General features: G+C 57.3%; 31 protein-coding genes. 19 read left to right on the top strand and 12 right to left on the bottom strand.

Features of this window, described 5'->3' with window-relative positions; all coding sequences use genetic code 11:
* Positions 1 to 113: 113 nt before the first annotated feature.
* Positions 114 to 1307, bottom strand: a complete 1194-nt coding sequence (gene fabV, locus LVW35_RS07845; protein WP_233894635.1) for an enoyl-ACP reductase FabV — start codon at positions 1305 to 1307, stop codon at positions 114 to 116.
* Positions 1308 to 1618: 311 nt separating this feature from the next.
* On the opposite strand from fabV, the gene LVW35_RS07840 reads away from it, so the two are divergent.
* Both LVW35_RS07840 and ppnN read left to right on the top strand, forming a co-directional pair.
* Complete coding sequence (locus LVW35_RS07840; RefSeq protein WP_233894634.1) at positions 1619 to 2443, top strand: aspartyl/asparaginyl beta-hydroxylase domain-containing protein; 825 nt, start codon at positions 1619 to 1621, stop codon at positions 2441 to 2443.
* A gap of 149 nt (positions 2444 to 2592) precedes the next feature.
* A complete protein-coding gene (gene ppnN, locus LVW35_RS07835) occupies positions 2593 to 3966 on the top strand; it encodes a nucleotide 5'-monophosphate nucleosidase PpnN (protein ID WP_233894632.1) in 1374 nt (457 codons plus the stop codon).
* 1 nt (position 3967) lies between these two features.
* Here the strand turns inward: ppnN and LVW35_RS07830 are convergent, their stop codons facing one another.
* Complete coding sequence (locus LVW35_RS07830) at positions 3968 to 4360, bottom strand: RidA family protein (RefSeq protein WP_233894631.1); 393 nt, start codon at positions 4358 to 4360, stop codon at positions 3968 to 3970.
* 145 nt (positions 4361 to 4505) lie between these two features.
* Here LVW35_RS07830 and LVW35_RS07825 point away from each other — a divergent pair, with 145 nt between their 5' ends.
* The 3 genes from LVW35_RS07825 to LVW35_RS07815 all read left to right on the top strand — a co-directional run bounded on the left by LVW35_RS07825 (position 4506) and on the right by LVW35_RS07815 (position 5600).
* Positions 4506 to 4763: an AbrB/MazE/SpoVT family DNA-binding domain-containing protein gene (locus LVW35_RS07825; RefSeq protein WP_233894630.1), complete on the top strand. Its 258-nt coding sequence runs from the start codon at positions 4506 to 4508 to the stop codon at positions 4761 to 4763.
* Positions 4760 to 5155 carry a PIN domain-containing protein gene (locus LVW35_RS07820; RefSeq protein ID WP_233894629.1) on the top strand — a complete coding sequence of 132 codons (396 nt, stop codon included), beginning with the start codon at positions 4760 to 4762 and terminating at the stop codon, positions 5153 to 5155. Before LVW35_RS07825 ends, LVW35_RS07820 begins: the two co-directional genes overlap by 4 nt.
* 100 nt (positions 5156 to 5255) lie before the next feature.
* On the top strand, positions 5256 to 5600 hold the full coding sequence (locus LVW35_RS07815) for a hypothetical protein (RefSeq protein WP_233896426.1): 345 nt from the start codon (positions 5256 to 5258) through the stop codon (positions 5598 to 5600).
* Positions 5601 to 5607: 7 nt separating this feature from the next.
* On the opposite strand, the gene LVW35_RS07810 is transcribed toward LVW35_RS07815, so the two are convergent.
* Both LVW35_RS07810 and LVW35_RS07805 read right to left on the bottom strand, forming a co-directional pair.
* Entirely contained in the window at positions 5608 to 5937 is a 330-nt protein-coding gene (locus tag LVW35_RS07810; RefSeq protein WP_233894628.1) for a hypothetical protein, read from the bottom strand.
* A gap of 130 nt (positions 5938 to 6067) precedes the next feature.
* Positions 6068 to 6967 carry a DMT family transporter gene (locus tag LVW35_RS07805; protein WP_233894627.1) on the bottom strand — a complete coding sequence of 300 codons (900 nt, stop codon included), beginning with the start codon at positions 6965 to 6967 and terminating at the stop codon, positions 6068 to 6070.
* A gap of 98 nt (positions 6968 to 7065) precedes the next feature.
* Here LVW35_RS07805 and LVW35_RS07800 point away from each other — a divergent pair, with 98 nt between their 5' ends.
* On the top strand, positions 7066 to 7902 hold the full coding sequence (locus tag LVW35_RS07800; protein WP_233894625.1) for a LysR family transcriptional regulator: 837 nt from the start codon (positions 7066 to 7068) through the stop codon (positions 7900 to 7902).
* Positions 7903 to 7973: 71 nt separating this feature from the next.
* Here LVW35_RS07800 and mqo read toward each other — a convergent pair whose 3' ends face one another.
* Positions 7974 to 9620 carry a malate dehydrogenase (quinone) gene (gene mqo, locus LVW35_RS07795; RefSeq protein ID WP_233894624.1) on the bottom strand — a complete coding sequence of 549 codons (1647 nt, stop codon included), beginning with the start codon at positions 9618 to 9620 and terminating at the stop codon, positions 7974 to 7976.
* A gap of 424 nt (positions 9621 to 10044) precedes the next feature.
* Here mqo and LVW35_RS07790 point away from each other — a divergent pair, with 424 nt between their 5' ends.
* Positions 10045 to 11232: an MFS transporter gene (locus LVW35_RS07790; protein WP_233894623.1), complete on the top strand. Its 1188-nt coding sequence runs from the start codon at positions 10045 to 10047 to the stop codon at positions 11230 to 11232.
* Positions 11233 to 11314: 82 nt separating this feature from the next.
* On the opposite strand, the gene LVW35_RS07785 is transcribed toward LVW35_RS07790, so the two are convergent.
* Both LVW35_RS07785 and LVW35_RS07780 read right to left on the bottom strand, forming a co-directional pair.
* Positions 11315 to 11533 (bottom strand): hypothetical protein, encoded by a 219-nt coding sequence (locus LVW35_RS07785; protein WP_233894622.1) that lies wholly within the window; start codon positions 11531 to 11533, stop codon positions 11315 to 11317.
* Between the two features lie 149 nt (positions 11534 to 11682).
* The gene (locus LVW35_RS07780; protein ID WP_233894621.1) at positions 11683 to 12048 is read right to left on the bottom strand and encodes a DUF6124 family protein; all 366 of its coding nucleotides are present in this window, start codon (positions 12046 to 12048) and stop codon (positions 11683 to 11685) included.
* A 192-nt stretch (positions 12049 to 12240) separates the two neighbouring features.
* Between LVW35_RS07780 and LVW35_RS07775 the strand changes: the two genes are divergently transcribed.
* The 6 genes from LVW35_RS07775 (at position 12241) to tal (ending at position 17036) form a co-directional block, all read left to right on the top strand.
* Positions 12241 to 12906, top strand: coding sequence for a hypothetical protein (locus LVW35_RS07775; RefSeq protein ID WP_233894620.1), 666 nt, complete (start codon positions 12241 to 12243; stop codon positions 12904 to 12906).
* 89 nt (positions 12907 to 12995) lie between these two features.
* Positions 12996 to 14081 (top strand): hypothetical protein, encoded by a 1086-nt coding sequence (locus LVW35_RS07770; protein WP_233894619.1) that lies wholly within the window; start codon positions 12996 to 12998, stop codon positions 14079 to 14081.
* Positions 14082 to 14264: 183 nt separating this feature from the next.
* Positions 14265 to 14507, top strand: coding sequence for a CopG family ribbon-helix-helix protein (locus tag LVW35_RS07765; protein WP_233894617.1), 243 nt, complete (start codon positions 14265 to 14267; stop codon positions 14505 to 14507).
* Positions 14497 to 14781, top strand: coding sequence for a type II toxin-antitoxin system RelE/ParE family toxin (locus tag LVW35_RS07760; RefSeq protein ID WP_043047475.1), 285 nt, complete (start codon positions 14497 to 14499; stop codon positions 14779 to 14781). Before LVW35_RS07765 ends, LVW35_RS07760 begins: the two co-directional genes overlap by 11 nt.
* 82 nt (positions 14782 to 14863) lie before the next feature.
* A complete protein-coding gene (gene dusA, locus LVW35_RS07755; RefSeq protein WP_233894616.1) occupies positions 14864 to 15850 on the top strand; it encodes a tRNA dihydrouridine(20/20a) synthase DusA in 987 nt (328 codons plus the stop codon).
* Between the two features lie 259 nt (positions 15851 to 16109).
* The gene (gene tal, locus LVW35_RS07750) at positions 16110 to 17036 is read left to right on the top strand and encodes a transaldolase (protein ID WP_233894615.1); all 927 of its coding nucleotides are present in this window, start codon (positions 16110 to 16112) and stop codon (positions 17034 to 17036) included.
* Between the two features lie 189 nt (positions 17037 to 17225).
* Here tal and rssC read toward each other — a convergent pair whose 3' ends face one another.
* Together rssC and rssB are read right to left on the bottom strand one after the other, a co-directional pair.
* Positions 17226 to 17708, bottom strand: coding sequence for an anti-sigma factor antagonist RssC (gene rssC / locus LVW35_RS07745; protein WP_003172602.1), 483 nt, complete (start codon positions 17706 to 17708; stop codon positions 17226 to 17228).
* On the bottom strand, positions 17708 to 18889 hold the full coding sequence (gene rssB / locus LVW35_RS07740; RefSeq protein WP_233894614.1) for a two-component system response regulator RssB: 1182 nt from the start codon (positions 18887 to 18889) through the stop codon (positions 17708 to 17710). Before rssB ends, rssC begins: the two co-directional genes overlap by 1 nt.
* A 275-nt stretch (positions 18890 to 19164) precedes the next feature.
* Between rssB and LVW35_RS07735 the strand changes: the two genes are divergently transcribed.
* Positions 19165 to 19461 carry a PilZ domain-containing protein gene (locus LVW35_RS07735; RefSeq protein ID WP_233894613.1) on the top strand — a complete coding sequence of 99 codons (297 nt, stop codon included), beginning with the start codon at positions 19165 to 19167 and terminating at the stop codon, positions 19459 to 19461.
* A gap of 65 nt (positions 19462 to 19526) precedes the next feature.
* On the opposite strand, the gene LVW35_RS07730 is transcribed toward LVW35_RS07735, so the two are convergent.
* Positions 19527 to 20216 (bottom strand): MlaA family lipoprotein, encoded by a 690-nt coding sequence (locus LVW35_RS07730; protein ID WP_233894612.1) that lies wholly within the window; start codon positions 20214 to 20216, stop codon positions 19527 to 19529.
* Between the two features lie 195 nt (positions 20217 to 20411).
* On the opposite strand from LVW35_RS07730, the gene LVW35_RS07725 reads away from it, so the two are divergent.
* From LVW35_RS07725 to LVW35_RS07715, 3 genes are all read left to right on the top strand, one after another.
* Entirely contained in the window at positions 20412 to 21020 is a 609-nt protein-coding gene (locus tag LVW35_RS07725; protein ID WP_233894611.1) for an HAD family phosphatase, read from the top strand.
* Between the two features lie 110 nt (positions 21021 to 21130).
* The gene (locus LVW35_RS07720) at positions 21131 to 21397 is read left to right on the top strand and encodes a DUF4404 family protein (protein ID WP_233894610.1); all 267 of its coding nucleotides are present in this window, start codon (positions 21131 to 21133) and stop codon (positions 21395 to 21397) included.
* A 249-nt stretch (positions 21398 to 21646) separates the two neighbouring features.
* On the top strand, positions 21647 to 21856 hold the full coding sequence (locus LVW35_RS07715) for a hypothetical protein (RefSeq protein ID WP_233894608.1): 210 nt from the start codon (positions 21647 to 21649) through the stop codon (positions 21854 to 21856).
* A 99-nt stretch (positions 21857 to 21955) separates the two neighbouring features.
* Here LVW35_RS07715 and queF read toward each other — a convergent pair whose 3' ends face one another.
* Positions 21956 to 22786 carry an NADPH-dependent 7-cyano-7-deazaguanine reductase QueF gene (queF, locus tag LVW35_RS07710; RefSeq protein WP_233894606.1) on the bottom strand — a complete coding sequence of 277 codons (831 nt, stop codon included), beginning with the start codon at positions 22784 to 22786 and terminating at the stop codon, positions 21956 to 21958.
* A 69-nt stretch (positions 22787 to 22855) separates the two neighbouring features.
* Positions 22856 to 23368, bottom strand: coding sequence for a copper-resistant cuproprotein CopI (gene copI / locus LVW35_RS07705; protein WP_233894604.1), 513 nt, complete (start codon positions 23366 to 23368; stop codon positions 22856 to 22858).
* A gap of 155 nt (positions 23369 to 23523) precedes the next feature.
* Between copI and LVW35_RS07700 the strand changes: the two genes are divergently transcribed.
* Entirely contained in the window at positions 23524 to 24204 is a 681-nt protein-coding gene (locus LVW35_RS07700) for a heavy metal response regulator transcription factor (protein WP_233894603.1), read from the top strand.
* Positions 24201 to 25547, top strand: a complete 1347-nt coding sequence (locus tag LVW35_RS07695) for a heavy metal sensor histidine kinase (RefSeq protein WP_233894602.1) — start codon at positions 24201 to 24203, stop codon at positions 25545 to 25547. Before LVW35_RS07700 ends, LVW35_RS07695 begins: the two co-directional genes overlap by 4 nt.
* Positions 25548 to 25562 lie beyond the last annotated feature (15 nt).

Here is a 25562-nt window from a genome sequence, read left to right as displayed (position 1 = left end):
CATATCGAAGGGATCAGGCGCTGCTCATAATCGTGTAGGAGGGTTCTGAACCCGGTTTTTTCACAGACCATAAAAAACGGCCCCGAGGGGCCGTTTTTCTCACACCGAAGCGCTTAGGCCTGAACCAGACCATTGATCTTCACGGTCGGGTTGACGTCAGCGTCGTAATCCACGCCATCGACTTCAAAGCCGAACAAGCGCAGGAATTCCGCCTTGTAGCCGGCGAAATCGCTGATCTCGTTGACGTTGTCGTCAGTGACCTGATTCCACAACGCCGCCACGGCGTCCTGGACTTTCGGCTCCAGCTCGGCCAGGTCGGCACGCAGGCGGCCGTCGGCGTCGAGTTTTGGCTGGCTGCCGTACAGGCTGTCCTTGAACAGTCCATAAACCTGCTCGATGCAACCTTCGTGGGTGCCCTGCTCTTTCATCACTTTGAACAGCAGCGACAGGTACAGCGGCATGATCGGGATGGCCGAGCTGGCCTGGGTGACCACAGCCTTGAGCACCGACACACGGGCGTCGCCCTTCAGTGCTGCGAGGTTGTCGCGCAGGGTCAGGACTTTTTTGTCCAAGTCTTTCTTGGCTTCACCGATGGAGCCGTTCCAGTAGATGTCCTGGGTCAGCTTTTCGCCGAGGTAGGTGAACGCGGTGGTCTTGGCGCCTTCGGCCAGCACGTCGGCGTCACGCAGGGCGTCGATCCACAGCTGCCAGTCTTCGCCGCCCATCACTTTGACGGTGCCGTCGATTTCTTCCTGGGTGGCTGGCTCAAGCGTGGTATCGACCACGACGCCCTTGTCGGTGTTGATGCCGCGCAAGGTGACGGCCTTGCCGATCGGTTTGAGGGTGGAGTTGTGCACCACGCCTTGCGGGTCGGTGCGGCGTGGCGCGGCCAGGCTGTAGACAACCAGGTCGATCTTGCCCAGGTCTTTCTTGATGGTTTCGATGGTCAGGCGCTTGATCTCGTCGGAGAACGCGTCGCCGTTGATGCTCTTGGCGTACAGGCCTTTCTCGACAGCAAACTTTTCGAACGCGGCGCTGTTGTACCAGCCGGCGGAACTCAGCTTGCCTTCTTCACCTTCTTTCTCAAAAAACACGCCCAGGGTGTCGGCGCCGCAGCCAAAGGCAGCACTGATGCGCGCGGCCAGGCCGTAGCCGGTGGAAGCGCCGAGAACCAGGACCTTTTTCGGGCCGCCTTCGATGGCGCCGTGTTGGGTCACGTAGTCGATCTGTTCTTTGACGTTCGCTTCACAGCCAACAGGGTGAGCGGTCACACAGATGAAGCCACGAACCCGCGGTTTGATGATCATAAAATTTCTGCCTCTTCCAAGGTGCCGAAGGCCAATGGTGGCCATTCAACTTCAATCGTACCGGTCTATGACGTCCAAAAAACCGAAGCGTCACGATAGTCGCAAATCTTCCGTTTACAAAATCCAATCCACTCACCGCAGCCAAGGGTTGAAAACCGTGTAAAGCCTTCACAATTTCGCAATATTTAAAACGCCTATCCAGCGCCGAACGCCTTATCATGACGCAGTTGTTTCAATATGTTTCAAAACCCTCACCACTCGCAGCCAGGGATCCGGACCTGTCGAATGGCGCCCTGCTGGAGCTGAGTTACATGAATAAGCCTGCTTTGCGTAAAAAAGCGGTATCGATCGCCTGGGTACTCGGTGTGCTGCTGATCATTGATGTGTTCCCCGAGACCACGCTGGTGTTTCTCGGTCTGGTCGTGGTCTGCGGTGTCTACGACTTCCTGCGTAATGGCCTGTATGACGCGCCCACCATCAAGAAATACTTCATCGGCAGTGGCCGCAACACCTGGCTGCTGGCGCCGTTCAATACCCTGTTCGATCTGTTGAGTTCGCCTAACCGTCACGTCTACACCATGGCCAACCTGCCGTCGGCCTGGCGCGAAGACCTGCAACAGGTAATCGATGACGCCATGACCCACAAGGACGAAATCATCGGCTACCTGGACGAGCGCATGGCCGAGAAAAAGCGCGGCATGTTGTTTTTCCAGTGGTACGGCCAACCCATCGAAACCACTCTTGATATACCGCAACTGCGCGAAAAACTGCCGTTCGTGAAGACCATTGGCGTGTCGGTGTTCAACGAAAATCGCTCGACGTCCTTTCACTTCGGCCCGCTGCGCATGATGTTCCGCGTGCTCTACAACATGGCCCCGGCGCCCCATCACGAGGGCGTCTACATCCAGGTGGGCAAGCACAAGCATTACTGGCACGACGACCCGTTGTTTATCTTTGATGACACCTTGATGCATGCGTCTTTCAACAAGAACGATGCAAAGCGTTACTGCCTGTTTATCGACATCGTGCGGCCGACCCCTGTGCCCCTGGTTCTCAACACCGTGATCGCGGGGTTTGCCGGCATGGCCTTTACCCTGCGTCGGGTTTTCTACAAAAACTGGAAGCTGATTCAGTAAGTTCTGCGGCATGATGGTGCTGGACGGTGTTTGCGCTCGACCTTGTGCCTGAGGTAAATAACCGTCTCGTGCGACCGAATTCGGCGCCCATCATTCTTAAGCCATCGCGGCCCCCTGGGGTGCGGTGGCTGCGCTTTCAAGGAATCAGAATGCCCCAACGTCATGTCATCAATGCCTCCGTCAGCCCCAAGGGCAGCCTCGAAACCCTGTCCCAACGTGAAGTCCAGCAACTGAGCGAAGCCGGTACCGGCAGCATTTACACCCTGTTCCGCCAGTGCGCCCTGGCGATCCTCAACACCGGCGCGCACATCGACAACGCCAAGACCATCCTCGACGCCTACAAAGACTTTGAAGTGCGTATCCACCAGCAAGACCGCGGCGTGCGCCTGGAACTGCTGAATGCCCCGGCCGACGCCTTCGTCGATGGCGAAATGATCGCCAGCACCCGTGAAATGCTGTTCAGCGCCCTGCGCGACATCGTCTACACCGAAAACGAACTGGACAGCCAGCGCATCGACCTGAGCAACTCCCAGGGCATCACCGACTACGTGTTCCACCTGCTGCGCAACGCCCGGACGCTGCGCCCGGGTGTCGAGCCGAAGATCGTGGTGTGCTGGGGTGGGCACTCGATCAATACCGAAGAATACAAGTACACCAAGAAGGTCGGCCATGAACTGGGCCTGCGCAGCCTCGACGTGTGCACGGGCTGCGGTCCTGGTGTGATGAAAGGTCCGATGAAAGGCGCGACCATTTCCCACGCCAAACAACGCATTACCGGCGGGCGCTACCTGGGCCTGACCGAGCCGGGCATCATCGCCGCCGAGGCGCCGAACCCGATCGTCAACGAACTGGTGATCCTGCCGGACATCGAAAAACGCCTGGAGGCCTTCGTGCGCGTTGGTCACGGCATCATCATTTTCCCGGGCGGTGCCGGCACGGCCGAAGAGTTCCTGTACCTGCTGGGCATCCTGATGCACCCGGACAACCGCGACCTGCCGTTCCCGGTCATCCTCACCGGGCCGAAACACGCCGCGCCGTACCTGCAACAGTTGCACGCATTCGTTGGCGCCACCCTGGGCGAAGCCGCGCAGGCGCACTACCAAATCATCATTGATGACCCGGCCGAAGTGGCGCGTCAGATGACTGTCGGCCTGAAGGCGGTGAAACAATTCCGCCGCGAGCGCAACGACGCCTTTCACTTCAACTGGCTACTGAAGATCGACGAAGGCTTCCAGCGCCCGTTCGATCCGACCCACGAGAACATGGCCAGCCTGCAACTGAGCCACGCGCTGCCGCCTCATGAACTGGCGGCCAACTTGCGCCGTGCGTTTTCGGGGATCGTGGCGGGTAACGTGAAGGACAAGGGCATCCGGCTGATTGAACAGAACGGGCCGTACGAAATCCACGGTGACCCGGCCATCATGAAACCGCTGGACGAACTGCTACAGGCCTTTGTCGCCCAACACCGCATGAAGTTGCCGGGCGGCGCGGCGTATGTGCCGTGCTACCGCGTGGTGCAATAAGCTAGCGCTGCACCGCCACGCATTTGATTTCCACCAGAAGACCGGGGCGTGCCAGTTCGGACACCCCGACTGTGGTCCAGGCGCAATGCCCGCGTGGGAACAGGCGGTTTTTCACGTCACGGAAAACCGCCATGTGTTGGCTCATGTTGACGTGGTAGATGGTCATGTCCACCACGTCGTCGAAGGTGCAGCCGCCCTCCTTCAGAACCTCCCGCAGATTTTCCCAGGCCGCGACGAATTGCGCCTCGGGGTCCTCGATCACCGCCAATGCAGCCGTCCGCCCGACCTGGCCTGCGCAGTACAACGTCTTGCCGACTTTGACCGCGGGCACGTAGCCGGCGCGCTCGACGATGGGGTGCATGGAAGGGGGAATGATGAGGCGGCGGTCGGTCATGGTTTGTATCTCTTTAAACCCTGTGGGCGGGGATAGTTCGGACTAGTGTTTTACCTGTTCCGACTAACCCACACCAGATGAGCGACCTATGGACCAACGGATATTGTCCTCTGCCACTCCTTACCCTAAGGTAAGGAATATAACGATGGAGATCTTCACTATGGCGACCGCCACACTGACCTCGAAAGGTCAAATCACCATTCCTGTCCAAGTCAGGACAGCTCTTGGCCTGGAAACAGGCGACCGGGTCGAGTTTGTTGAAATGGAAAACGGGCAGTTTTCCATCATTGCCGCGAGCCACAGGGTTCAGGACCTCAAGGGATTGATCCGCAAACCCGCCAGGGCCGTCTCTATTGATGAGATGAACCAAGCCATCGCTGCACAGGGGGCAAAAGCCGGATGATCGGACTGGATACCAATGTGCTGGTGCGCTACGTCACCCAGGATGATCCCGTCCAATCTGCCAAGGCATCCGAGCTGATCGAATCACTGACCACCGCCTCGCCCGGCTTTGTCAGCATGGTGTCGATCGTGGAATTGGTGTGGGTGCTGCAAAGCTGCTACCAGTCGGCCAAGAGCGATGTGGTGACGGTACTGGAAACCCTGCTACGGACCCGCGAATTGAGCGTGGAGCATGGAGAGATCATCTGGCAGGCACTGCGCAAGTTTGTGGCGAACAAGGCCGACTTTGCAGACTGCCTGATCGAACGCTGCGCCCATGCCGCCGGTTGCAAGTACACAGCCACCTTCGACCTCAACGCGATCAAGACAACGGGCATGAAACGTCTGGCCTGAACCGCAGCGTTGCGACTGCGGGCGGGCTTTGGTACAAACCGCTTTCACCTTGATCGAGAGAAAGACTGACGTGCGCACGTTTCTACTCGCAGCCCTTGCCATGGCCTCCACCACCGCCCTGGCCGACGCCATCACCTGGCCCGACCAGCCAAAAACCTGCTTCGTCAGCGGCCGTTCGGCCACCGGTGCTGATCTCGATACCGGTTGCGCCGCCTTCCTGATCAATGTGAAAGGCCAGGCGGCGGGTACGCCGATCAAGCTGGATATTCCCCAGTACGCCATGCACATCGACGAGGCCACCGGCAAGGAAACCCCGGTGATCCTCATACAGGCGGAGGAGAATGGCGAGGTCAAGGCGGTGGGTTACAGGGAACTGGGCTCCGATCAACTCGGTGCCGCGCTGCTGCGGGAAGTTCGGCTCCTGGGCACCCAAAAGCCGATTTAGCCGGGGCTCAGCGGACCCAGCCCCCCCCCTGCCAGTGGTACCCGTCATTACGCTGCACCCAATGCGGATGCACGTAGCGATACCCTTCGCGCACCGGCTCCCAGTGGCCGTGTACCGCAACATAGCGCCCGCCTTCCCAACGCCAGTAACCGCGTGACCAAATGTAGCCGTAGCGCACCGGCGGCTCGACTTCGATCACCTGCACCGGCGGCGGTTGCGGCGCGATGACTTCTACATACTCTCGTTGTACCGGCCTGCGCTCGTGTACGACGCGCTCTTGCACACACCCGGATGCTGCGACGACCATGGCCGCCAATGCCGCATAACGTAGCAACATACAAAACCCTCGGGCGCTGACGCCCAACACTTGCACCGCTAAAAATCCCCCCGTTGTGACAGCCACGCTCCTGCTTGGCTGTGGGTATTTTTAACAGGTGGTGTCTGTCAGCTTGCTGAACCCACAGGCCTCAAGAGGCACACGCGACAGTCGGTCGTTTCAGGCGCACCAACAGCAGCCCGGCGACTACCACGGCAATGCCGGCGTAGGTCGAGGCGTTGATCACATCGCCAAACATCAGCGCCGCCCACACCAGCGTCACCGGCGGCTCCAGATAGACCAGCGCCGCCACGTGGGTTGCGGTCATCACACGCAGCAGCATCCATAGGCTCAAATACGCGACAAAGGTTGAGAACAGGGTCAGCCAGACAATCGAGATCAACACGTCATGATCGTGGGGAATACTCAGCGTGCCGGTATAGAGCACAGCGCCGGTAAAGCCGATCAAGGTCAGCAGCGATTGGATGAACAGCGGCAGCACCAAACCTGCGTCCTGGTGTTGCACCGTGCGACGTTCATACAGGGTTGCCAGCGTCAGCCCCAGCGCCGCAGCCAGAGGCAATAGGTACATAACCAAGCCAACGCTCCCACCGCCACTGCCGTACTGCCCGGCAATCACGATGGAAACGCCAATGAAACTGATCATCAGGCCACTCCATTGCCAACCCCCGCTGCGCTCGGTCGCACTGCCGGTCGACAACGCTGCCGTCATCAACGGCTGCAGCGCCGCGATGATCGCGGCGATCCCGGGAGGCAAGCCATTCTGGATCGCGACGTAGAGGCAACTCAGGTACAGGAACTGCGAGAGAAACCCGATGACGGCGTAATGGCGAACCTGTACCCAAGAGACCTTCAACAGCCTCACGTTCAAGAACAATCCCAGGCACACCGAGACCAACAGGAATCGCCAGAACAGCAGATTGAACGCCCCGCCGCCCTGCGTGCCCAATTTGGCGCCGATATAGCCCGAACTCCATGACAGCACGAACGCCACCTGCAACAGCAGCCGCTTTAAGGTTGATCGCGTCATGAAGCCCTCCATCAGTGCACGTTGACTGAAAGGCTAAGGGCCCTGCATGATTCTGTAAATTTTAATAATCCTCATCATCAATCCATAAAAGTGGAATCATGGCCAAACAGCTGAATATCGACCTGCTGCGTACCTTTCACGCCGTGGCGCGTTTTGGACGTTTCAACGAAGCGGCCGAGCATGTGCATCGCAGTGCGTCGACCGTGACCACACACATACAAAAACTGGAAGATCAGGTCGGCCAACGCTTGTTCAGTCGCAGCAACCAAGGCGTGGAATTGACGCTCTACGGCAAGAAACTACTGGGCGAAACCACCGAATTCCTCAAGAGCCATGATCGCCTGCTGATCTCGCTGATGCCCCAGCGCATGCAAGGCAAGATCCGCCTGGGCGTGCCGGACACTTATGCACCTTCGTTCATCCAGGCATTTCTGCCACGGCTGATCGCCGATAACCCGCTGCTGGAGTTGGAAGTCGAAGCGCGCACCAGCGGTGAGCTGCTCGACCTGTTCATGGCCAACCATTTGGACCTGACCATCACCGTCAGCGCACACCCTATGGCCCAGGGAGAACGCCTGGGGCCCGTACAGCCGCTGTGGGTCGCCGCCGAGCACTTCAGTTGCCCGTCGAATGCAGCACTGCCCATCACCGTGCCCGTTGCCGGTTGCCCGTATCGCGCCGCCGCCTTGCAGGTATTGAAGGATCACGGGATTTATCACCGCATGCTGCTGGAAAGCCCCAATTCATCCGCCGTTGAAGCCTGTATCCGCAGTGGCGTGGCGGTAGGCCTGATGGAAGAAAGCCGCATGGGTGAAGGGCTCAGGCAAATGACAGATCTGCCGTCGTTGCCGGCGCAACATCTGTACCTGTTGTGCGATACCGGCAATGCACTGGCGTTGCATCTGCATGAACAAGTCAGGCACTTCAAGGTGTGAACGCCAGGGACAAAAAAGCCCGCTGACCGTTACCGGTTCAGCGGGCTTTTTACATCGGCTCGATACTTGGCTTACAGCGCCAGGTCAGACGCCGGCTTGCTTGGCTCAGCCGCTGGCTTGGCAGCCTCGGTGGCCTGTGGAGCAGTGGCCTGCGGAATTACAGGCGGTGTAGGCAGTTGCAGGATATTGGCGGTGTAGGCCCATTCCTTGGCAACGGCTTCAGGGCTATTGTTCAGCTTGGTGCCGTAGCTCGGTACGATCTGATGCAGTTTGGTCTGCCACTCAGGGGTCGCCACTTTGTCCTTGAACACTTTCTCCAGCACGGTCAGCATGATCGGAGCCGCGGTGGACGCGCCTGGCGATGCACCCAACAGGCCAGCGATGGTGTTGTCGGCGGAGCTGACCACTTCGGTACCGAGTTTCAGGACGCCGCCCTGCTCTTCGTCACGCTTGATGATCTGCACGCGCTGACCGGCTTGCCACAGGCGCCAGTCGGATTGCTTGGCGTTCGGGAAGTATTCCTGCAGTGCCTTGAAGCGGTCGTCATCCGACAGCATCAGTTGGCCGGCGAGGTACTCGACCAGTGGGTATTCACGAATACCGACTTTGGTCATGGGCCAGATGTTGTGGGTAGTGGTGCTGGTCAGCAGGTCCAGGTACGAGCCTTCTTTCAGGAACTTGGTCGAGAAGGTGGCAAATGGGCCAAACAGGATCACGCGCTTGCCATCCAGCACGCGGGTGTCCAGGTGCGGAACCGACATTGGCGGTGCGCCAACCGACGCTTTACCGTAGGCCTTGGCCAGGTGCTGCTCGGCCACTGTTGGGTTATCGGTTACCAGGAACGAACCGCCCACTGGGAAGCCCGCGTATTCCTTGGCTTCAGGAATGCCCGACTTTTGCAGCAGATGCAGTGCACCGCCGCCGGCGCCGATGAACACGAACTTGGCGTCGGTTTCGGTCTTGGTGCCGTCTTTCAGGTTTTTGTAGCTCACACGCCACGAGCCGTCGGCGTTCTTGGTGATGTCCTGCACTTCGCTCGACAGTTTCAGGTCGAACTTAGGCGTGGTCTGCAGGTGAGCGACGAACTGGCGGGTGATCTCGCCGAAGTTCATGTCGGTACCCAGCGGGCTCCAGGTGGCCGCGATTTTCTGGTTCGGGTCACGCCCTTCCATCATCAACGGAACCCACTTGGCGATCTGCGCCGGGTCTTCGGAGTACTGCATGCCGGCGAACAGCGGGCTGGCCTTCAGGGCTTCGTAGCGCTTTTTCAGGAACTTGATGTTGTCATCGCCCCACACAAAGCTCATGTGCGGTGTGGTGTTGATGAACGAACGCGGGTTCTTCAGCACGCCCTGCTGGACCTGCCAGGCCCAGAACTGACGGGAGATCTGGAACGCTTCGTTGATCTCGACCGCTTTCGGGATCTCAACGTTGCCGTTCTTGTCTTCCGGGGTGTAGTTCAACTCAGCCAGGGCCGAGTGACCGGTACCGGCGTTGTTCCAGCCGTTGGAGCTTTCTTCGGCCACGCCGTCAAGGCGCTCGACCATTTCCATCGACCAACCCGGCTCCAGCTCATTGAGCCATACACCCAGGGTCGCACTCATGATGCCGCCGCCGATCAGCAGCACATCGACTTTCTTTGCCTCTTCCGCCTGAGCGGAGCTGATCCCCAGCGACAAAGCCAGCCCCAGCAGGGCAGTGTTTACTTTTTTAAACATCAGTAGCACCTATGATAAAACGCCATCCGCCCTACTGCCCCGACTCACAGGACGGCAGGGTGGGCACACAAGGCCAACGTATCGACCTCACTGTTTATGTCCCTTCTGCGCTGACTTCTTATCATTATTGGCTTCAGCTACCTGGGCGACAGCCAACTGCCGGGACGTATACAGATGTACGTACCAGAGAGAGACTAGACCAAGATGGCGCGCAGAATATCACGGCAAACGGCGTTTATGCGCCGTTTGGCCAATTGACAGCTCTAAATCGCGGCTTTTAACCCGTCGATGTCAACCGTGGCAGGCGCGACCTGGGGTCACAGGCCGGGAACTCTCACGCAAACGGCGGTTCTAGACACCTTTGCCGCTGCTTGCGTAGCATCGGCGGTTCTCCTTTGTGCGCTCCACCCAACCAGAGTTACCCATGACTATCCAGCAAACACCCGGGCACGTACTGCCCGCGCGCCGCGCCGCCAAAATGGAAGCGGCCATGGCCGTGGGCGCCTTCGCGATCGGTACCGGCGAATTCGCCATCATGGGCCTGATGCCCGACATCGCCCAGAACCTCGGTTTGAGCGAACCCCAGGTCGGCCACGCCATCAGCGCCTACGCCCTCGGCGTGATGGTCGGCGCACCGCTACTGGCCATTCTTGGCGCCAAACTGCTGCGCAAACATATGCTGCTGTTGCTGATGGGCCTGTATGCGCTGGGCAACTTCGCCACCGCCTTCACCCCCACCTTCGGCTCCCTGGTGGCCTTCCGCTTTATCAGCGGCCTGCCGCACGGCGCCTACTTCGGCATCGCCGCGGTGGTCGCCTCCAGCATGGTGCCTACCGACAAACGCGCCGGTGCCGTAGCCCGCGTGATGATGGGCCTGACCCTGGCCATGCTGCTCGGCAACCCCATCGCCACCTTCCTCGGCCAACACCTGGGCTGGCGCTCGGCGTTTGCACTGGTCAGCGTGATTGCCCTGTGCACAATCGCACTGGTCTGGCAATTCGTGCCCCATCGCCACGACGAACAACGCAGCGACCCGCGCAAGGAACTGCGCGCCTTCACCAAACCCCAGGTGTGGATGGCGCTGTCCATTGGTGCTATTGGCTTTGCCGGGATGTTCTGCGTATTCAGCTATTTGGCGCCGACCATGCTGGAAGTGACCAAAGTGTCGCCGCAGTGGATTCCGTTTGGTTTGGCAGCATTTGGCGTGGGCGGCATCATCGGCAACATCGCCGGCGGCAAGCTGTTTGATCGCCTGCAGTTTCGGGCCGTGGGCTTGATCCTGGTGTGGTCGATGGCCGTGCTGCTGTTCTTCCCCTTCGCCACCTCGTCGCTGTGGGGCGTGCTGCTGAGCATGGGATTGGTTGGCACTATGGTTGCGCTGGCAGCACCGTTGCAGATTCGCCTGATGGACATTGCCCACGAGGCCCCGAGCCTGGCGGCAGCGTCCAACCATGCGGCGTTTAACTTGGCGAATGCGCTGGGGCCGTGGTTTGGTGGGATGGCTATTACGGCGGGGTTGGGCTGGACCAGCACCGGCTACATCGGCGCCGCAACAGCCCTGGTCGGCCTGGGCCTCTACCTGATCGCCCGCCGCATGAAGGGCGGGCACTGACGCCACTCTTCCCGATCCAATTGAGGGAGGGGCTTGCCCCCGATAGCAGTGGGTCAGTCAACACACCTCTGACTGCCCCCCTTCAATCATCATGCAACAACCCCGACCCATACTCTCCATAACTACTCCCCAACCCACTTCCGCCAAAATTCATCTTGGCGGCTTTGCCGGAGCTGTGGTCGCCAAACGCCTGGCATCCACCAGAAAAGCACGGGTCACTATTCACGGCTGGTGAAGATGAACAAGCACTCAACATCAACGTGCCGGTGATCATCACGACTTTGACGAGATTCGAGATCATGGTTTTTTCAACTCCCTGTGGGCTGGAGGCGCTGGGGTCCTCTCTTGCAGGGAATCGTAGACCTCAACGGCACAGGGAATTATGAAACTTTGCAGGGGGGACAGCATGAGTTCAGGTTGCCGCCTTGGGTAAGGCGGCAGGGTTGGTTGTCAGGCTTTAACTGAGGCGGTCAAAGGCGCAACTTGCTCCTGGGCTCGGTCAACGAGCAGCAAACTCAACTCGATCAACTGCTGAATGCCCAAGGCGATGGCCCGCTGGGAGTCGTCGAGGTCGAACGCCAAGGTGGCGGCCATTTCGTTGGCGGATGCCAGGTTTTCAGCGGCGTTGGCCAGGAGGGTCTCGGGATCGATGGTTGGGTTTACGAGGAATAGGTTGTTGCTTGGGTGTTCTGCGGGCGCAGCGTCGTCGGATGGGGGCAAGTGATGATGGTTTGCTCGCTGGGCTGCGGCTTGAAGCTTGGGATCGACGGACGATGCGATTTGATCAAGTGAAGAACTGCGTGTGTTGTTGTGCATGGGCGAAGCTCCAAATGTTCACGGGAGTTAAAAACGCCTTAGCAATACGGACTTCCACCTCCGGCCACTGAGTTAGCAGCGACTTGAGGAGATTAGCGGGGTGGATGAAGCAACGCAATCCCGATAGCATGTAGGACTATTCAGAGAAGCTTGCTTTCATCTCAACGATGTCAATTAAAGGAAAACATGCATATGGACTATGAAGGATGGTGTAGAAGAATAGATCTCAACCTACGAACAATGTACCCCACGCTCACAACTTCCTTATACAAGATAAAAACAAATAGTTTCCTAATAGAAATCCATCAACACATTGAAAACAAAGAAGAAATTGAGGAAAATTTCGAGAACAAGATTCGCTTTATCACCACCCCAGTAAAACTGATTTGGGATACTCCAGAACACTTTGAAAAAAAGCTCGCCCCGATTGATGACAAAACAATCCCGTCAAATTTTGAAGGATTACCGTTCACAACAGATCAATTCCACAACCATCTCCTATGCACATTCCCAAAACTAAAAATCAGTTACTTCGAGACAGACTTCCCTAAAAACAAAATAACAATCACATTAATGGGCAACCCACAAGAAGAACAGATAACACAATTCAAAAACAAACTTAATCTTTTAAAAACCGTAATGCAGTATGAAATAAAAACTGGTGGAACTAATGAATCAAGGCGGGGTTATGCAGACGAGGTTTTCATTATCGGCCCCTCATCGGCAGCTGCGGGAATAAACTGCGAATTTCTGGAAAGGGATGAAAAGCTGTGGTTTGAAAACATTGAAAAATCTACAGCGGTTCCTTCACAAAAGATGACTTATATTTCACTGACAGCAAAAAAACCTCATGCCTAGTAAACTATACACTTTTCAAAAACTGCAACCTGAGAAGTTTAATATTACTCTATGACATTGTGTACTGCGTACTTCCATTAAAAGAAAATATGAGCGCATTTCTAAGAGATCAAAAAATCTCAAAAAATGAAATTTTATTTTTAGTCTCTCAAGACAGAATAAAAATTCTAAACATCCAACCTGAGCATCGACTGGACTACGGCTTTTTAAACGAAGCCTATCAGGAAAAGCGGAATGCCGTTATAAGTAGACGGGCTTTAGCTGCTTTATGTGCGATTGATATTGTCTCCATCAACAACTCGTACATATTAAGCGACCCCACACTAGGTGATTTACACCCTCTCATAACAGAGCTTTCCACAGCGACAGGGCAAAATCCAAAACTAATTGCTGACTATTTACTTTGGCCCAAATATGCTTTACGAGCTAGCTTTTCAGAGTTAAATGAAGCAGGCCCAATGGGCATAGCACGATATGGCGTAAACAAAACCATAACTCATCAACTCCCTAGTAGTTTGAAGGAGAAATTAGAGTTTGAATTCCTTGTGCACAGTGACAAAATTCATGTAGCACATGCGCTTGATGCCACCTACTTCCCCTTTTACCTCGAAGACAACAGCTACACAGACCACCCTTATTCCCTTCTTATGGGAAACACGCTAAACCTATACAAAAATAGCACTTACGAAACTTTGAAAGACTTTAATGATATTACAACACTCAAGTCCCAAGGAAACCCAACACTCGACTTAATATCAATATTCCAAACTAATGACTACATCTCTATCGAAGAGTACGAAAAAGAAATATCCCATGCTGGAATTCGAAAAGGGATGAACTCTCTATTTTCAGAGCTAGCGCAACTAAACACTGAAAATAGAGCACTCAGAATCAATCAATACAATTCAGAAATGGAAGCTTTTTTCTCAAGAAAAAACAAGATAAAACATGCCTTAGACTTAGGCATCGACACCGCAGGTTGTGCAATACCATTTCTGTCAACGATTTTAAAACTAGGAGACCTAGCAAAAGACGAAATACTAAAAAAAGTACCTGCCATAGAAAAAGTCATTGAACAAATAAGCTCAAAAACTTTAAAAAATAGCCCATCCGAAAAAAATATCTCCATCCTATCAAAAGTCAATAGAGTCGCAAAATTACGGAGGAGCCAATAGCAGCCACGCAGGCGGGATGAACACAAAAGGGGCAGATTTATTTATCCGCCACGATATAAGGTTTTGAGTTGGCAAAGGAAAAGCAAACGACTCACTCCCAGACACACCTCGCGACGGCCTGCTGCTTCAACCCGACGCTTCATGGTGTAAGATGCCCCACAACCATCCATCATCGAGGCTGCCATGACTGGAATATCCCTAAACCTGCCGGAAGACCTCTCCAACTCTCTCGCCGACCTGGCCAAAACCAACGGCCAGACAGCGAGCTACCTAGCGATGGACGTTCTTCGCGATTACATCGAGCATGAGAAAACGCTGACCGCCCAAATCGAGCTGGCAGTAAAGGAAGCCGACACAGGCAAATTCGCCACCGATGATCAAGTGGCGGCCATGCGCGCTAGGCGCTGGAGCAGTAATGCGGGTTGAGTGGCTTGAAAAAGCGCTCAAAAATCTGGAAGACGAAGCGAACTATATCGCTCTTGAAAATCCAAAAGCCGCTGATGACTTCTCGGATGCCATTTTCGCCAGCGTCGACAGGCTGGCTCAGTTTCCTTCCATGGGGCGCGAAGGTCGGGTGAAACATACCCGCGAATGGGCAGTTCCCAACTGGTCCTATCTGATCCCGTATAGAGTGCGGGGTGATCGACTGCAGATCCTTGGCGTATTCCATACACGGCAACGTCCTCGCTCGAAGTGGTAATGCGCGCAAAACTTGCCTCTCGGCACCCAAGATCCGTTCCTGATAAACTGCGCGCCATTCGCCTCGTTGACTCAAATCCCCCATGTCCCTACAAACCGCCCCACTCTCCCGCCGCTTCTCCGTCGCCCCGATGATGGATTGGACCGACCGCCACTGCCGGTACTTCCTACGTCTGCTCTCCAAGCACGCCCTGCTCTACACCGAAATGGTCACCACCGGTGCCATCCTCCACGGCGACCACGACCGTTTCCTGCGTCACAACGAAGCCGAGCATCCGCTTGCACTGCAACTGGGCGGCAGTGTTCCCGCCGACCTGGCCGCGTGCGCACGCATGGCCGAAGCCGCCGGTTACGACGAAGTGAACCTGAACGTCGGCTGCCCCAGCGACCGTGTGCAAAACAACATGATTGGCGCGATCCTGATGGCGCACCCTGCGTTGGTGGCCGATTGCGTAAAGGCCATGCGTGACGCCGTGTCGATTCCGGTAACGGTGAAGCATCGCATCGGGATCAACGGCCGCGACAGCTATGCCGAGTTGTGTGATTTCGTCGGGACGGTGAAGGACGCGGGCTGCACCAGTTTTACCGTGCATGCGCGGATTGCGATTCTGGAGGGGTTGTCGCCGAAGGAGAACCGCGACATTCCGCCGTTGCGCTATGACGTGGCGGCGCAGTTGAAGCGGGATTTCCCTGGATTGGAGTTTATTCTCAACGGCGGGATCAAGACGCTGGAGCAGTGCCATGAGCATTTGCAGAGGTTTGATGGGGTGATGTTGGGGCGAGAGGCTTATCACAATCCGTATTTGCTGGCGGAGGTGGATCAGCAGTTGTTTGGCAGTGAGGCGCCGGTGATCAGTCGCGCGCAGGCGTTGGTGCAGTTGCGGCCTTATATTGCAGAGCATTTGGCGACCGGTGGTTCGATGCACCATGTCACGCGGCATATTTTGGGGTTGGGCACGGGGTTCCCGGGGGCGCGCAAGTTCAGGCAGTTGTTGTCGGTGGATATTCATAAGGCGAGTGATCCGTTGGCTTTATTGGATCAGGCTGGGGAGTTGTTGGAGGGGCGGTAATCAGGATGTGTCAGTGGGGCATGAGATGACTGGACCATTGCTTTCGCAAGCAAGCCAGCTCACACAGGGGACCGAGTTGACCGCATGGCAATCGGGTTGAACCTGCCGGCCGTTTTGCCCTCCTATTTAGCAGCCAGACCCGCCATTCAAACGGCTTTTTTCACGTTATTGCCCTCGCAAACGATCGAACGCATTTGCGCCCTTGAGCGCCCACCGGCGCTCGGGTAATGTCATCAGACCCACAGGACAGAGCACGCCCATGACTTCCAAGCTGGAACAACTCAAGCAATTCACCACCGTCGTAGCCGATACCGGCGATTTTTCCACCCTCGCCAAGCTCAAGCCGCAAGACGCCACTACCAACCCTTCCCTGCTGCTCAAGGCCGCTTCGATCTCAGGCTATGCCAAGCTGCTGGATGAGTGCGTACAGGACTGCAACGGTGATGTGGGCCTGGCCAGCGACCGTTTTGCGGTGGCGGTAGGTCAAGAGATTCTTAAAGTGGTGCCGGGCCGTATTTCCACTGAGGTGGATGCCCGTCTGTCGTTTGACGAAGACGCGATACTCAAGCGTGCGCATCGTCTGATCGATCTGTACGACAAAGCCGGCGTTAGCCGTGACCGTGTGCTGATCAAGATCGCCTCCACCTGGGAAGGTATCCGCGCGGCGGAGAAGCTCGAAAAAGAAGGCATCCAGACCAACCTGACGCTGCTGTTCTCGTTTGCCCAGGCCGTGGCTTGTGCCGAAGCGGGTGTGTTCTTGATTTCGCCGTTCGTGGGCCGTATCTACGACTGGTACAAGAAGGCCAACGGCAACGACTACACCGGTTCGGATGATCCGGGCGTGCAGTCGGTGACACGCATCTACAACTACTACAAGGCCAATGGCTACAAGACTGTGGTGATGGGAGCGAGTTTCCGCAACCTGAGCCAGATCGAAGAGCTGGCCGGGTGTGATCGCTTGACCATCAGCCCCGACCTGCTGGAGAAGCTGGCGGCCGATGAAGGCAAGCTGGAGCGCAAACTGTCGCCAGGCCATGCCGGTGAAGCCCGTGTGCACCTGACTGAAGCGCAATTTCGTTGGGAGTCCAACGAGGATGCGATGGCGACTGAGAAGTTGGCGGAGGGGATTCGTCAGTTCGCTCGGGATCAGGAGAAGCTGGAGGCGCTGTTGTCGGCCAAGTTGTAAGGCGGGCAGCTGCAAAAAGGGCGGTACCCTCGCGGGTATCGCCCTTTTTTGTGTTTAGCCGATCTCTGTTCAACTGTGGGAGAGGGCTTGCTCGCGAATACGGAGTGTCAGTCACCAGATATATTGACTGATTCATCGCATTCGCGAGCAAGCCCGCTTCCACAGTTTGAATGTATGCCAACAAGACTATCAGTGGCGCTCTAGAGCATTTACCAGGTCGTGGAACGCTTCGCGATTGGACTCGTTCAACCCCATCAGGATCTTGTGCGCTTCTAACACCTTCACACGCACCACTTCCTCAGACTGGTCCTGCGAAGGCAGGTCGGTCAGGCATTCCGGGCACGGGATCGGGCGATCAACGATGTTGAACACTTGATCAAAGCCCATGGACTGCAACAGACGGGTGATGTCTTCGTGGGTGGTGACCACAGTCGGCAACAGACCGACCTTCTGCCGAGACAGAATGGACAACTTGGCCAATAGACCAAGGGTGGTGCTATCGATGCTGCGGGTTTCGGTCAGATCGATCACGATCGCCGAGAAGTTCAGCGCTGTGAAGATCCGCTCAATCGTCGCATCCAGCGCCGAACACAAGGTCAGGCGCACTTCACCGACAAACTTCAGGACGAAGGTCCCGTCTTGCTCGGCGAATTGGATTCTTCCGGTACTCATCAAAGATTCCTGCTCAACACCAATAGGGCGATATCATCCGGCATCTCCCCTAGCGTGGCCAATCCAAAAACCTGCCGCAGGCCATCCAGGCTGCCGCCCGCCGACCTGACCTTTTGGGGCAAGGCGGCTTCTTTCTCTTTGAGTGTAGGCTCTGGAAGAAGGTCCAGGATACCGTCGGACATCAGCGTGAGACTGAAGGTCGGCGGCAGTTCCAGGATGTGGTCTTCGTAGGTGGCTTCATTGAACAAGCCCACCGGCAGACCACGCCCTTCCAGGTAACGCACACTGTCTGGAGTGTATAAAACCGGCATCGGCAGGTGACCGCCGATGCTGTAGGTCAAAAGACCGGTTTCTTCATCAATCACGCCGCCGACCATCGTCACGTGCTTGCCTAGCTTGCAGCTGATCAGGCCCCGGTTGATGTGGCCCAGCACCTCGGAGGGGGTGAACTCCGGCAAGGTGCCATTGCGCTTGGATTCGAACAGCAGCCGTGTGGTCATGAACTTCAACAACACGGTGACAAAAGCAGAGGAAGCACCGTGGCCGGACACATCGGCCAGGTAGAACGCGACACGCCGCTCGTCAACACGGAAGTAGTCGACAAAATCACCCGACAGGTACAGCGACGGGATGATCTGGTGAGCAAACTGGAAGTCATCGATGGTCCAGGGGCTGACCGGCAGCATGTTCATCTGCACCTGGCGACCGGCGTTCTGGTCTTCCTGGAGCAGGTTGAGGCTGGCTTCGAGTTCGCGGTTGGCGGTTTCGAGCTTTTCGCGGTAGCGCTGGTTCTCCACCAACAGGCGTGCCCGGTCCAGGGCACGGCGCACCGAGTGCTCCAGCACCGCCAGGTCTTCCAGGGGCTTGATCAGGTAGTCGGCGGCGCCCAGGCGCAGCGCTTCGACAGCATCGTTCATCACCCCGGCGCCCGACACGACAATCACCGGGGTCTGCGGGGCGAGCTCAGTCACCTGGCGAATCAGCTCCAGGCCGCCCATCTGGGGCATGCGCAGGTCGCAGATCACAAGGTCGGGCTGGTCGCGCTCGAATACCTGGAGACCCTGTTGGCCATTACTGGCCTGCAGGACGCTGAAGCCACTGTCTTCCAAATAGGCCGCGAGGCTCGCGCGCACTACTTCGTCGTCATCGATTATCAGCAGCGTGGCACTGGTTTTTTGCATGTGGGCAAACGGCGCCAGAATTAGGTTGGCGTAGGTGGCGCGACAATGGCCGGGCTCACGTACTGGATTCGCTTTCTAGCCTCTCTGTCCTACAAAGCGCAGGGATTTCCCCATGCACAACGATAAAGCAGAGGTGCCCTTCTAAGGCGCAGACGGTACTCCCATCCGTCAGGGGTTTCAAGCTCATGCCGATGGTCGCCGGGCGTCTTTACACCGCAAATCACCGGGAGTTATAAGAACAGCCACGACCACAACACAAAGTAAGGATGAAACCGATGAGCGAACACGAGCGCGACTACGCCGAAAAACGCGATTTCATCCGCATGCGTGTGGATGCCGATGTATCGCTGATCCACGCAGGGCAAGAGATTGCGGGGGTTTGCGTGGACCTTTCCAGTTCTGGCATGCAGGTGCAGGCGCCTCGACAGTTCAGCGTGGGCGACCTGCTGACGGTGCGCATCGATTCGGAGCATGCCGCGCTGAAAGGCCTTGAGGCCGATACCGAGGTGGTATGGGCCAAGGCTACCGGTGAAGACCAGCACCTGGGCCTCAGAATCCTGAAAATGCGCTGAAAACCGCGCACAAAAAAAGGTGACCGCTTGGGTCACCTTCTTCTTCATTTCAATAAAGTCACGGATTAAAAGTCGTCGACGACCTTGCCGTCCTTGACCTTGAACTCGCGGTTCTGCAGGTAGGCGTTACGGATGAAGGTGTACTTGTCGCCGGTGATCAGCTTCTCGCTGTCGAGCAAGCTGGCACGGGTATCAACGATATTCAGGCCGAAGGTGCTGTTGCGCCAGCCGATGTCATTCATGTAGCGGTACGGTTGGGTATAGCTGTCCACGTACTTGGACGGCGCATCACGCAAGGTGCTTGGGCCCAACAATGGCAGCATCACGTAAGGACCGCTGCCCACGCCCCAGTAGCCGAGGGTCTGGCCGAAATCTTCATCGCTGCGCTGCAGTCCCATTTTGGTGCCGACATCGATAAAGCCCAGGACGCCGAAAGTGGTGTTGACCAGCAAACGGGCCGTGTCGACACCTGCATTATGCGGCTTGAGCTGCAGCACATTGTTGGCCAGGTTGCCGACATCGCCGATATTGCGGAAGAAGTTGTGAATACCGTCCTGCATGAATTGCGGCGTCACGAACTGATAGCCTTGGGCCAAAGGCTTGAGGGCATAGGTATCAACAGTGTCGTTGAAGGTGAAGATCGGGCGGTTGACGCTTTCCCATGGATCATCTTCCGATGCAGCTTGTACGGCAAAAGGCGCCAGCAAGACAGTGGCACACACCGACAGCTGAGCGAAATAGTGGCTCCAGCGCATAGCTTTTGCTCCTTGAATGGTCTGTCATGGGCGCTATGCCCTGAATAAGGCCGTCAGTATATGACGGAAGTCGCCAATTAGGCAGTAACTCGGACACGTCAGACCAAAAATGGACAAAATTCCTACAATTAACAATCCTGTCACCAACGTGTCATCCTGGCTCGATAGCGTTGACGCTATTTCAGGGATGTCGACATGCCTCACGCCGAGATAGCCATCGCCAGCGCTCCTGCCTTGACTGCCGTTCTGTTTGGCCTGAGTGGCTGCCTGGTGGACTTCGGTTCCCAGGCGCGCACCGATTCACCTTCGCCTGATTCCCAAGCCACGCCCGGCGCGCTGAAAATCCTGCGTAGCCTCAAGGAACAAGGCGTTCCCTGCGCCTGGCTGGATGAACTTCCCCCCTCCGTCACCACGCCCCTGGCCGCCACGCTGCCCGATTGGGTCAAGGCGACATCACCCTCGTCGATCCGCTGGCCCGCGCCCCACGCCTGCTGGCAAGCCTTGATGGAGCTGAACATCGAACGCCTTGAAGGCTGCGTGCTGGTCAGCGGCGAACCGCGCCTGCTGCAATCAGGCCTTAACGCCGGGTTGTGGACCATCGGCCTGGCTTCCTGCGGCTCACTCTGTGGCATGGCGCCCGAACAATGGCAGGCGCTGAGCGAACAGGAGCGCGAGCATAAGCGCGGCAAGGCCACCGTTGCCCTGTACGGGCTGGGCGTGCACTCGGTAATCGATCACCTGGGCGAACTCGGCACCTGCCTGGCCGACATCAGCCTGCGCCAGCTCAAAGGCGAGAAGCCCTGACACGGATCATGCACGGTTGGCGCCAGTGGATTAATCTACAGCTCAGCCCGTAGACCTTTCGCGGCGTGCCGTGGTCTATGCCAGTGCCTATCGATAAAAGGAAACACGTCATGCCTGATCGCAAAAAACTGGAAGAACAGGTCGAAATCCTGCGCGGGCAGTTGGAACAGGAACCGCCGCTGTCGGAAGAAAAGCGTGAAGCACTGGAAGCCTTGATCGCCAAGTTTGAGTTACAACTTGAGCTGGAACCGGCCACTCAGACACCGAGTATTTCCGACGATGTGAATCAAGCGGCCATTGAGTTCGATGCTGAGCACCCGGTGATTTCCGGGACCTTGCGTAATATCTTGATCACCTTGGGTAATATCGGAATCTGAGGGCATAGCACCTGAAAATCAGGATCTATCAGTGCTGCATTTGCGCGGATCCCTCCCGGCAAACAATTGAAAACCGATGCCTAAGCGGGCGTCGGTTTTTTCTTGCGCAGAAATACGCCTTCCCTTTGTAGCTTTATAGCGTCGCTTTTGCGGGAAATTTCGTCATCGATTGGAACCCGAGCCGTGGAGTTGCCACTCAGGTTGTGAGAGGAATCGTCCTTTCAATTAACTTTGGAGTATTTACCTACTATGGCTTCCGTATCGAGCACTTCGGCCTTTCCTCAATCAACGGAACAGTTTAATAGCATGGACGAGGCTAGAAAATGGGGAGAAGAGAACGTGAAAAACACTGACGGATCAAAAAAAGACTTCGCAGTGGCGCAAAGCGGCTCTGGGTCGGTATACGAGAATGGCAAACAAGCGGGAGCTATTATCAACCCACCGCAAATCATTTTCTGATACCCGCGAAACGCAGTCTATCCACGCACACTAGGCATGGATAAGAGAGTGGCGGGAAGAACCGCTCCCGCCACTCCTGAAGCGTGACGTTTTCCGGCTTTACTGACGGGCCAGGCGCACGTTCTGGAACGCCACATCCTCAGTACTGCGGTACGGGTTGATATCCAACCCGCCGCGCCGCACATATCGCGCATACACCGTCAACTTCTCTGGCTTCAGCAAGCGCTGCAAGTCCAGGAAGATGCGCTCCACACACTGCTCATGGAAGTCCGAGTGCTGGCGAAAGCTCACGATGTATTCCAGCAGGCTCGCGTGATCCAGCGCCGAACCCCGATATTCCACCACCACACTGCCCCAGTCCGGCTGGCTGGTCACCGGACAGTTGGATTTGAGCAGGTGGCTGTGCACGCTTTCCTCGACAACGCGCGAGGCATCGCAACGCAGCAGTTCCGGGCGCGGATGCTCGTAGTTGCTGACGCTGATATCCAGATCATCAATGCACACACCCGGCAAAGCCATCACCCCTTCTGCTTCGATCTCGGCCAGGGTGCGTATACGCACGCTCACCGGCTTGCCGGCAGCGGCACTGAGGTCGGTGCGCAGGGTGGCTTCCAGGCTGGCCGTATCGGCAAACGCGGTCTGGTTCAGCGAATTGAGATACAGCTTGAACGACTTGGACTCGATGATGTTCGGCGAGTCGGCCGGAATACTGAATTCACCGATGGCCACCACCGGCTTGCCCGACGGCAGCAGCCAGGACAGTTCGAAGCAGTTCCAGAAATCCACGCCCTTGTAAGGCAGGGTCTCGGCGCTCAAGCCCAGCTCAGCCCATTTTGCGGCACGCGGGATCGGGAACAGCAACGAAGGTGTGTAGGTGGAGATGTATTCACTGGACTTGCCCAGCGGCGAATGTTCGGCTGCGGGATGCATGGCGGAAACCTGGCTGAATAAACCGCGCCAGTCTACCAGCCTTTGCCCCCGCGCCTAAGCGCCAGCGGATCAATCGACGTTGAGCGTGCCGACCATGCCCGCCTGGTAATGCCCCGGAAGGTTGCAGGCAAACTCCAGGCCCGTGGCGTTGGTGAACGTCCAGGTCAGCTCGGCGGTTTTACCGGGCTCGACCAATACGCTATTGGGATCGTCATGTTTCATCGCACCATGGCCCATTGCAGTGTGGTCCATATTGCCCATACCGGTGGCGGTGAGCATGCCACTGGCCTGCATCTGTAACATTTCTTTCTGGTGCTCGGCATGCATCGCCGCGTCGCCCAGGTTGAATTCGTGCAGTAACCGGCCTTTGTTGACGAGCACAAAGCGCACTGTCTCACCGGCTTTCACGTCAATGGACTTGGGCGAAAAGGAAATATCCTGCAGCGTCACTTCTACGGTCCGCGTGGCCTGGCTGGCGGGCGCAGCTTCGCCGAACGCGTAGGCATGGGTGGCATCGGCCATCGCATCAACACTCAACGCCAGCAGGCAACACGCCAATAACAGGGGTGAACGCAATGCCATCTCTTCTCTCCAAAAATATCTGACTGACCTGGGGCACACTCTAAGATTGCGCCGCTGCCAGCCAGCTGACTGCTAGATTACAACTTTGTCAGGTTGTCCCCCTGCCCTGGCACCCAAGGTATAAAGCCGTCGTCCACCGTTGCCAAGAGCCGCCCATGAAACTGCTGATCGTCGAAGACCAACCCAAAACCGGCCACTACCTGCGCCAGGGCCTGACGGAGGCAGGTTTTACCACCGAGCTGGTGGCCGACGGCACCAGCGGCCAGCACCTGGCACTGACCGGCGACTATGACCTGTTGATCCTCGATGTGATGCTGCCGGGCCGTGATGGCTGGCAGATCCTCCAAGCCGTACGCACTGCGGGCCTGGACCTCCCGGTGCTGTTCCTCACCGCCCGCGACGCCGTGGAAGACCGTGTGCACGGCCTGGAGCTGGGCGCCGACGACTACCTGGTCAAGCCCTTCGCCTTTTCCGAACTGCTAGCCCGCGTGCGCAGCCTGTTGCGCCGTGGCAGCAACACGTCCCAGGAAACCGCGCTGCAACTGGCCGATCTGCGCCTGGACCTGATCCGCCGTCGCGTTGACCGGGGCGGCCAGCGCATCGACCTGACGGCCAAGGAATTCTCCCTGCTCGAATTGCTGCTGCGCCGCCAGGGTGAAGTGCTGCCAAAATCGCTGATCGCTTCCCAAGTGTGGGACATGAACTTCGACAGTGACACCAACATCATCGAAGTGGCGATCCGCCGGCTGCGCCTGAAAATCGACGACGACTTCCCGAATAAGTTGATCCATACCGTACGCGGCATGGGTTATGTGCTGGAGGAGCGCGTCAATTGATCAAGCGTCTGTCCCTGGTCAGCCGCCTGGCTCTGCTGTTTGCGGCCTGCACGGCGGTGGTCTCGCTGATCGCGGGCGTACTGTTCAATCGCGCCAGCGAGGTCCACTTCATTGAGTTGGACCAGCAACAGCTCGACAGCAAGCTGGTGAACCTGCGTACCACCTTGCAGGGTGTCGACTCGCCACAATTGTTCGCGCAGCGTGAAGCCCAACTGCGCGCCGAGCTCAATCGCCAACCCGACCTGGCGTTGCGCATCACCGCCCAAGGCCAGCGTTGGTTCGACGGTGCGCCCGGCGTCAATCTGCCCACCGCCCCCGGCCTGCACAGCCTGCAAAACGCCGGCACCGACTACCGGGTCTACAACGCGCCGTTGAGGGCAGGCCAACCGGACTCGCCACAGCTGACGCTGGTACTGGATATCACCCATCACCAGCACTTCCTTCAGCGCATGCAACATTTGATCTGGTTCACCGTCAGCCTGTCAGCCCTGGCGACCGCCCTGCTCGGCGCCTGGGCCGCACGCAGTGGCTTGCGGCCGTTACGACGCATGGGGGAAGTGGCCGCGAGTGTGTCGGCCCACTCCCTGACCCAGCGCCTGCCCCAGCAACACATGCCGGTGGAACTGGCCGAACTGGCTCAAACCTTCAACGCCATGCTTGGCCGCCTGGACGATGCGTTCCAACGCCTCTCGGCCTTCTCCGCCGACATCGCCCACGAACTGCGCACGCCGTTGTCGAACCTGCTGACCCAGACTCAGGTCATCCTCACCCAGCCGCGGCCGCTGGAGGATTACCGCGAGGCGCTGCACAGCAACCTGGAAGAGCTGCAATGGATGGCGCAACTGGTCAATGACATGCTGTACCTGGCCAAGGCAGATCACGGCCTGTTGATGCCCAAGCGCGAGACTTTGGCGCTGGCGGATGAAGTGGACGCGCTACTGGAGTTTTTTGCACTGCTGGCGGAAGACGGGCAGGTCAGCCTGGTTCGCGAGGGCGCGGCCATTACAGCGGGTGATCGCGGGATGCTGCGCCGGGCCTTGTCAAACTTGCTGGATAACGCGTTGCGGTTTACTCCGCCGGGTGGCGAAGTGCGTGTGCGGATAGAGGATGGGGTGAGGCTTTCAGTGGAGAACACCGGCGATGGTATTGCAGCGGAGTTGCTGCCCAGGTTGTTTGACCGATTCTACCGGGCGGACCCGGCGCGCCATGAAGGCAGCAGTGAACATGCGGGATTGGGACTGGCAATTACCCAGTCGATTGTGCGGGCGCATGGGGGGAGGATTTATGGTGAATCTGAGGCGGGGTGGACAAGATTTGTAATTGAGTTGCCTACCGGAGATTGATGCAAGCCGGGCCGG

The sequence above is a fragment of the Pseudomonas sp. HN11 genome, from assembly GCF_021390155.1.
Classification (GTDB): domain Bacteria; phylum Pseudomonadota; class Gammaproteobacteria; order Pseudomonadales; family Pseudomonadaceae; genus Aquipseudomonas.
Note: the sequence above shows the minus strand (reverse complement) of the source record. Positions and strands in the feature narration are given on the sequence as shown.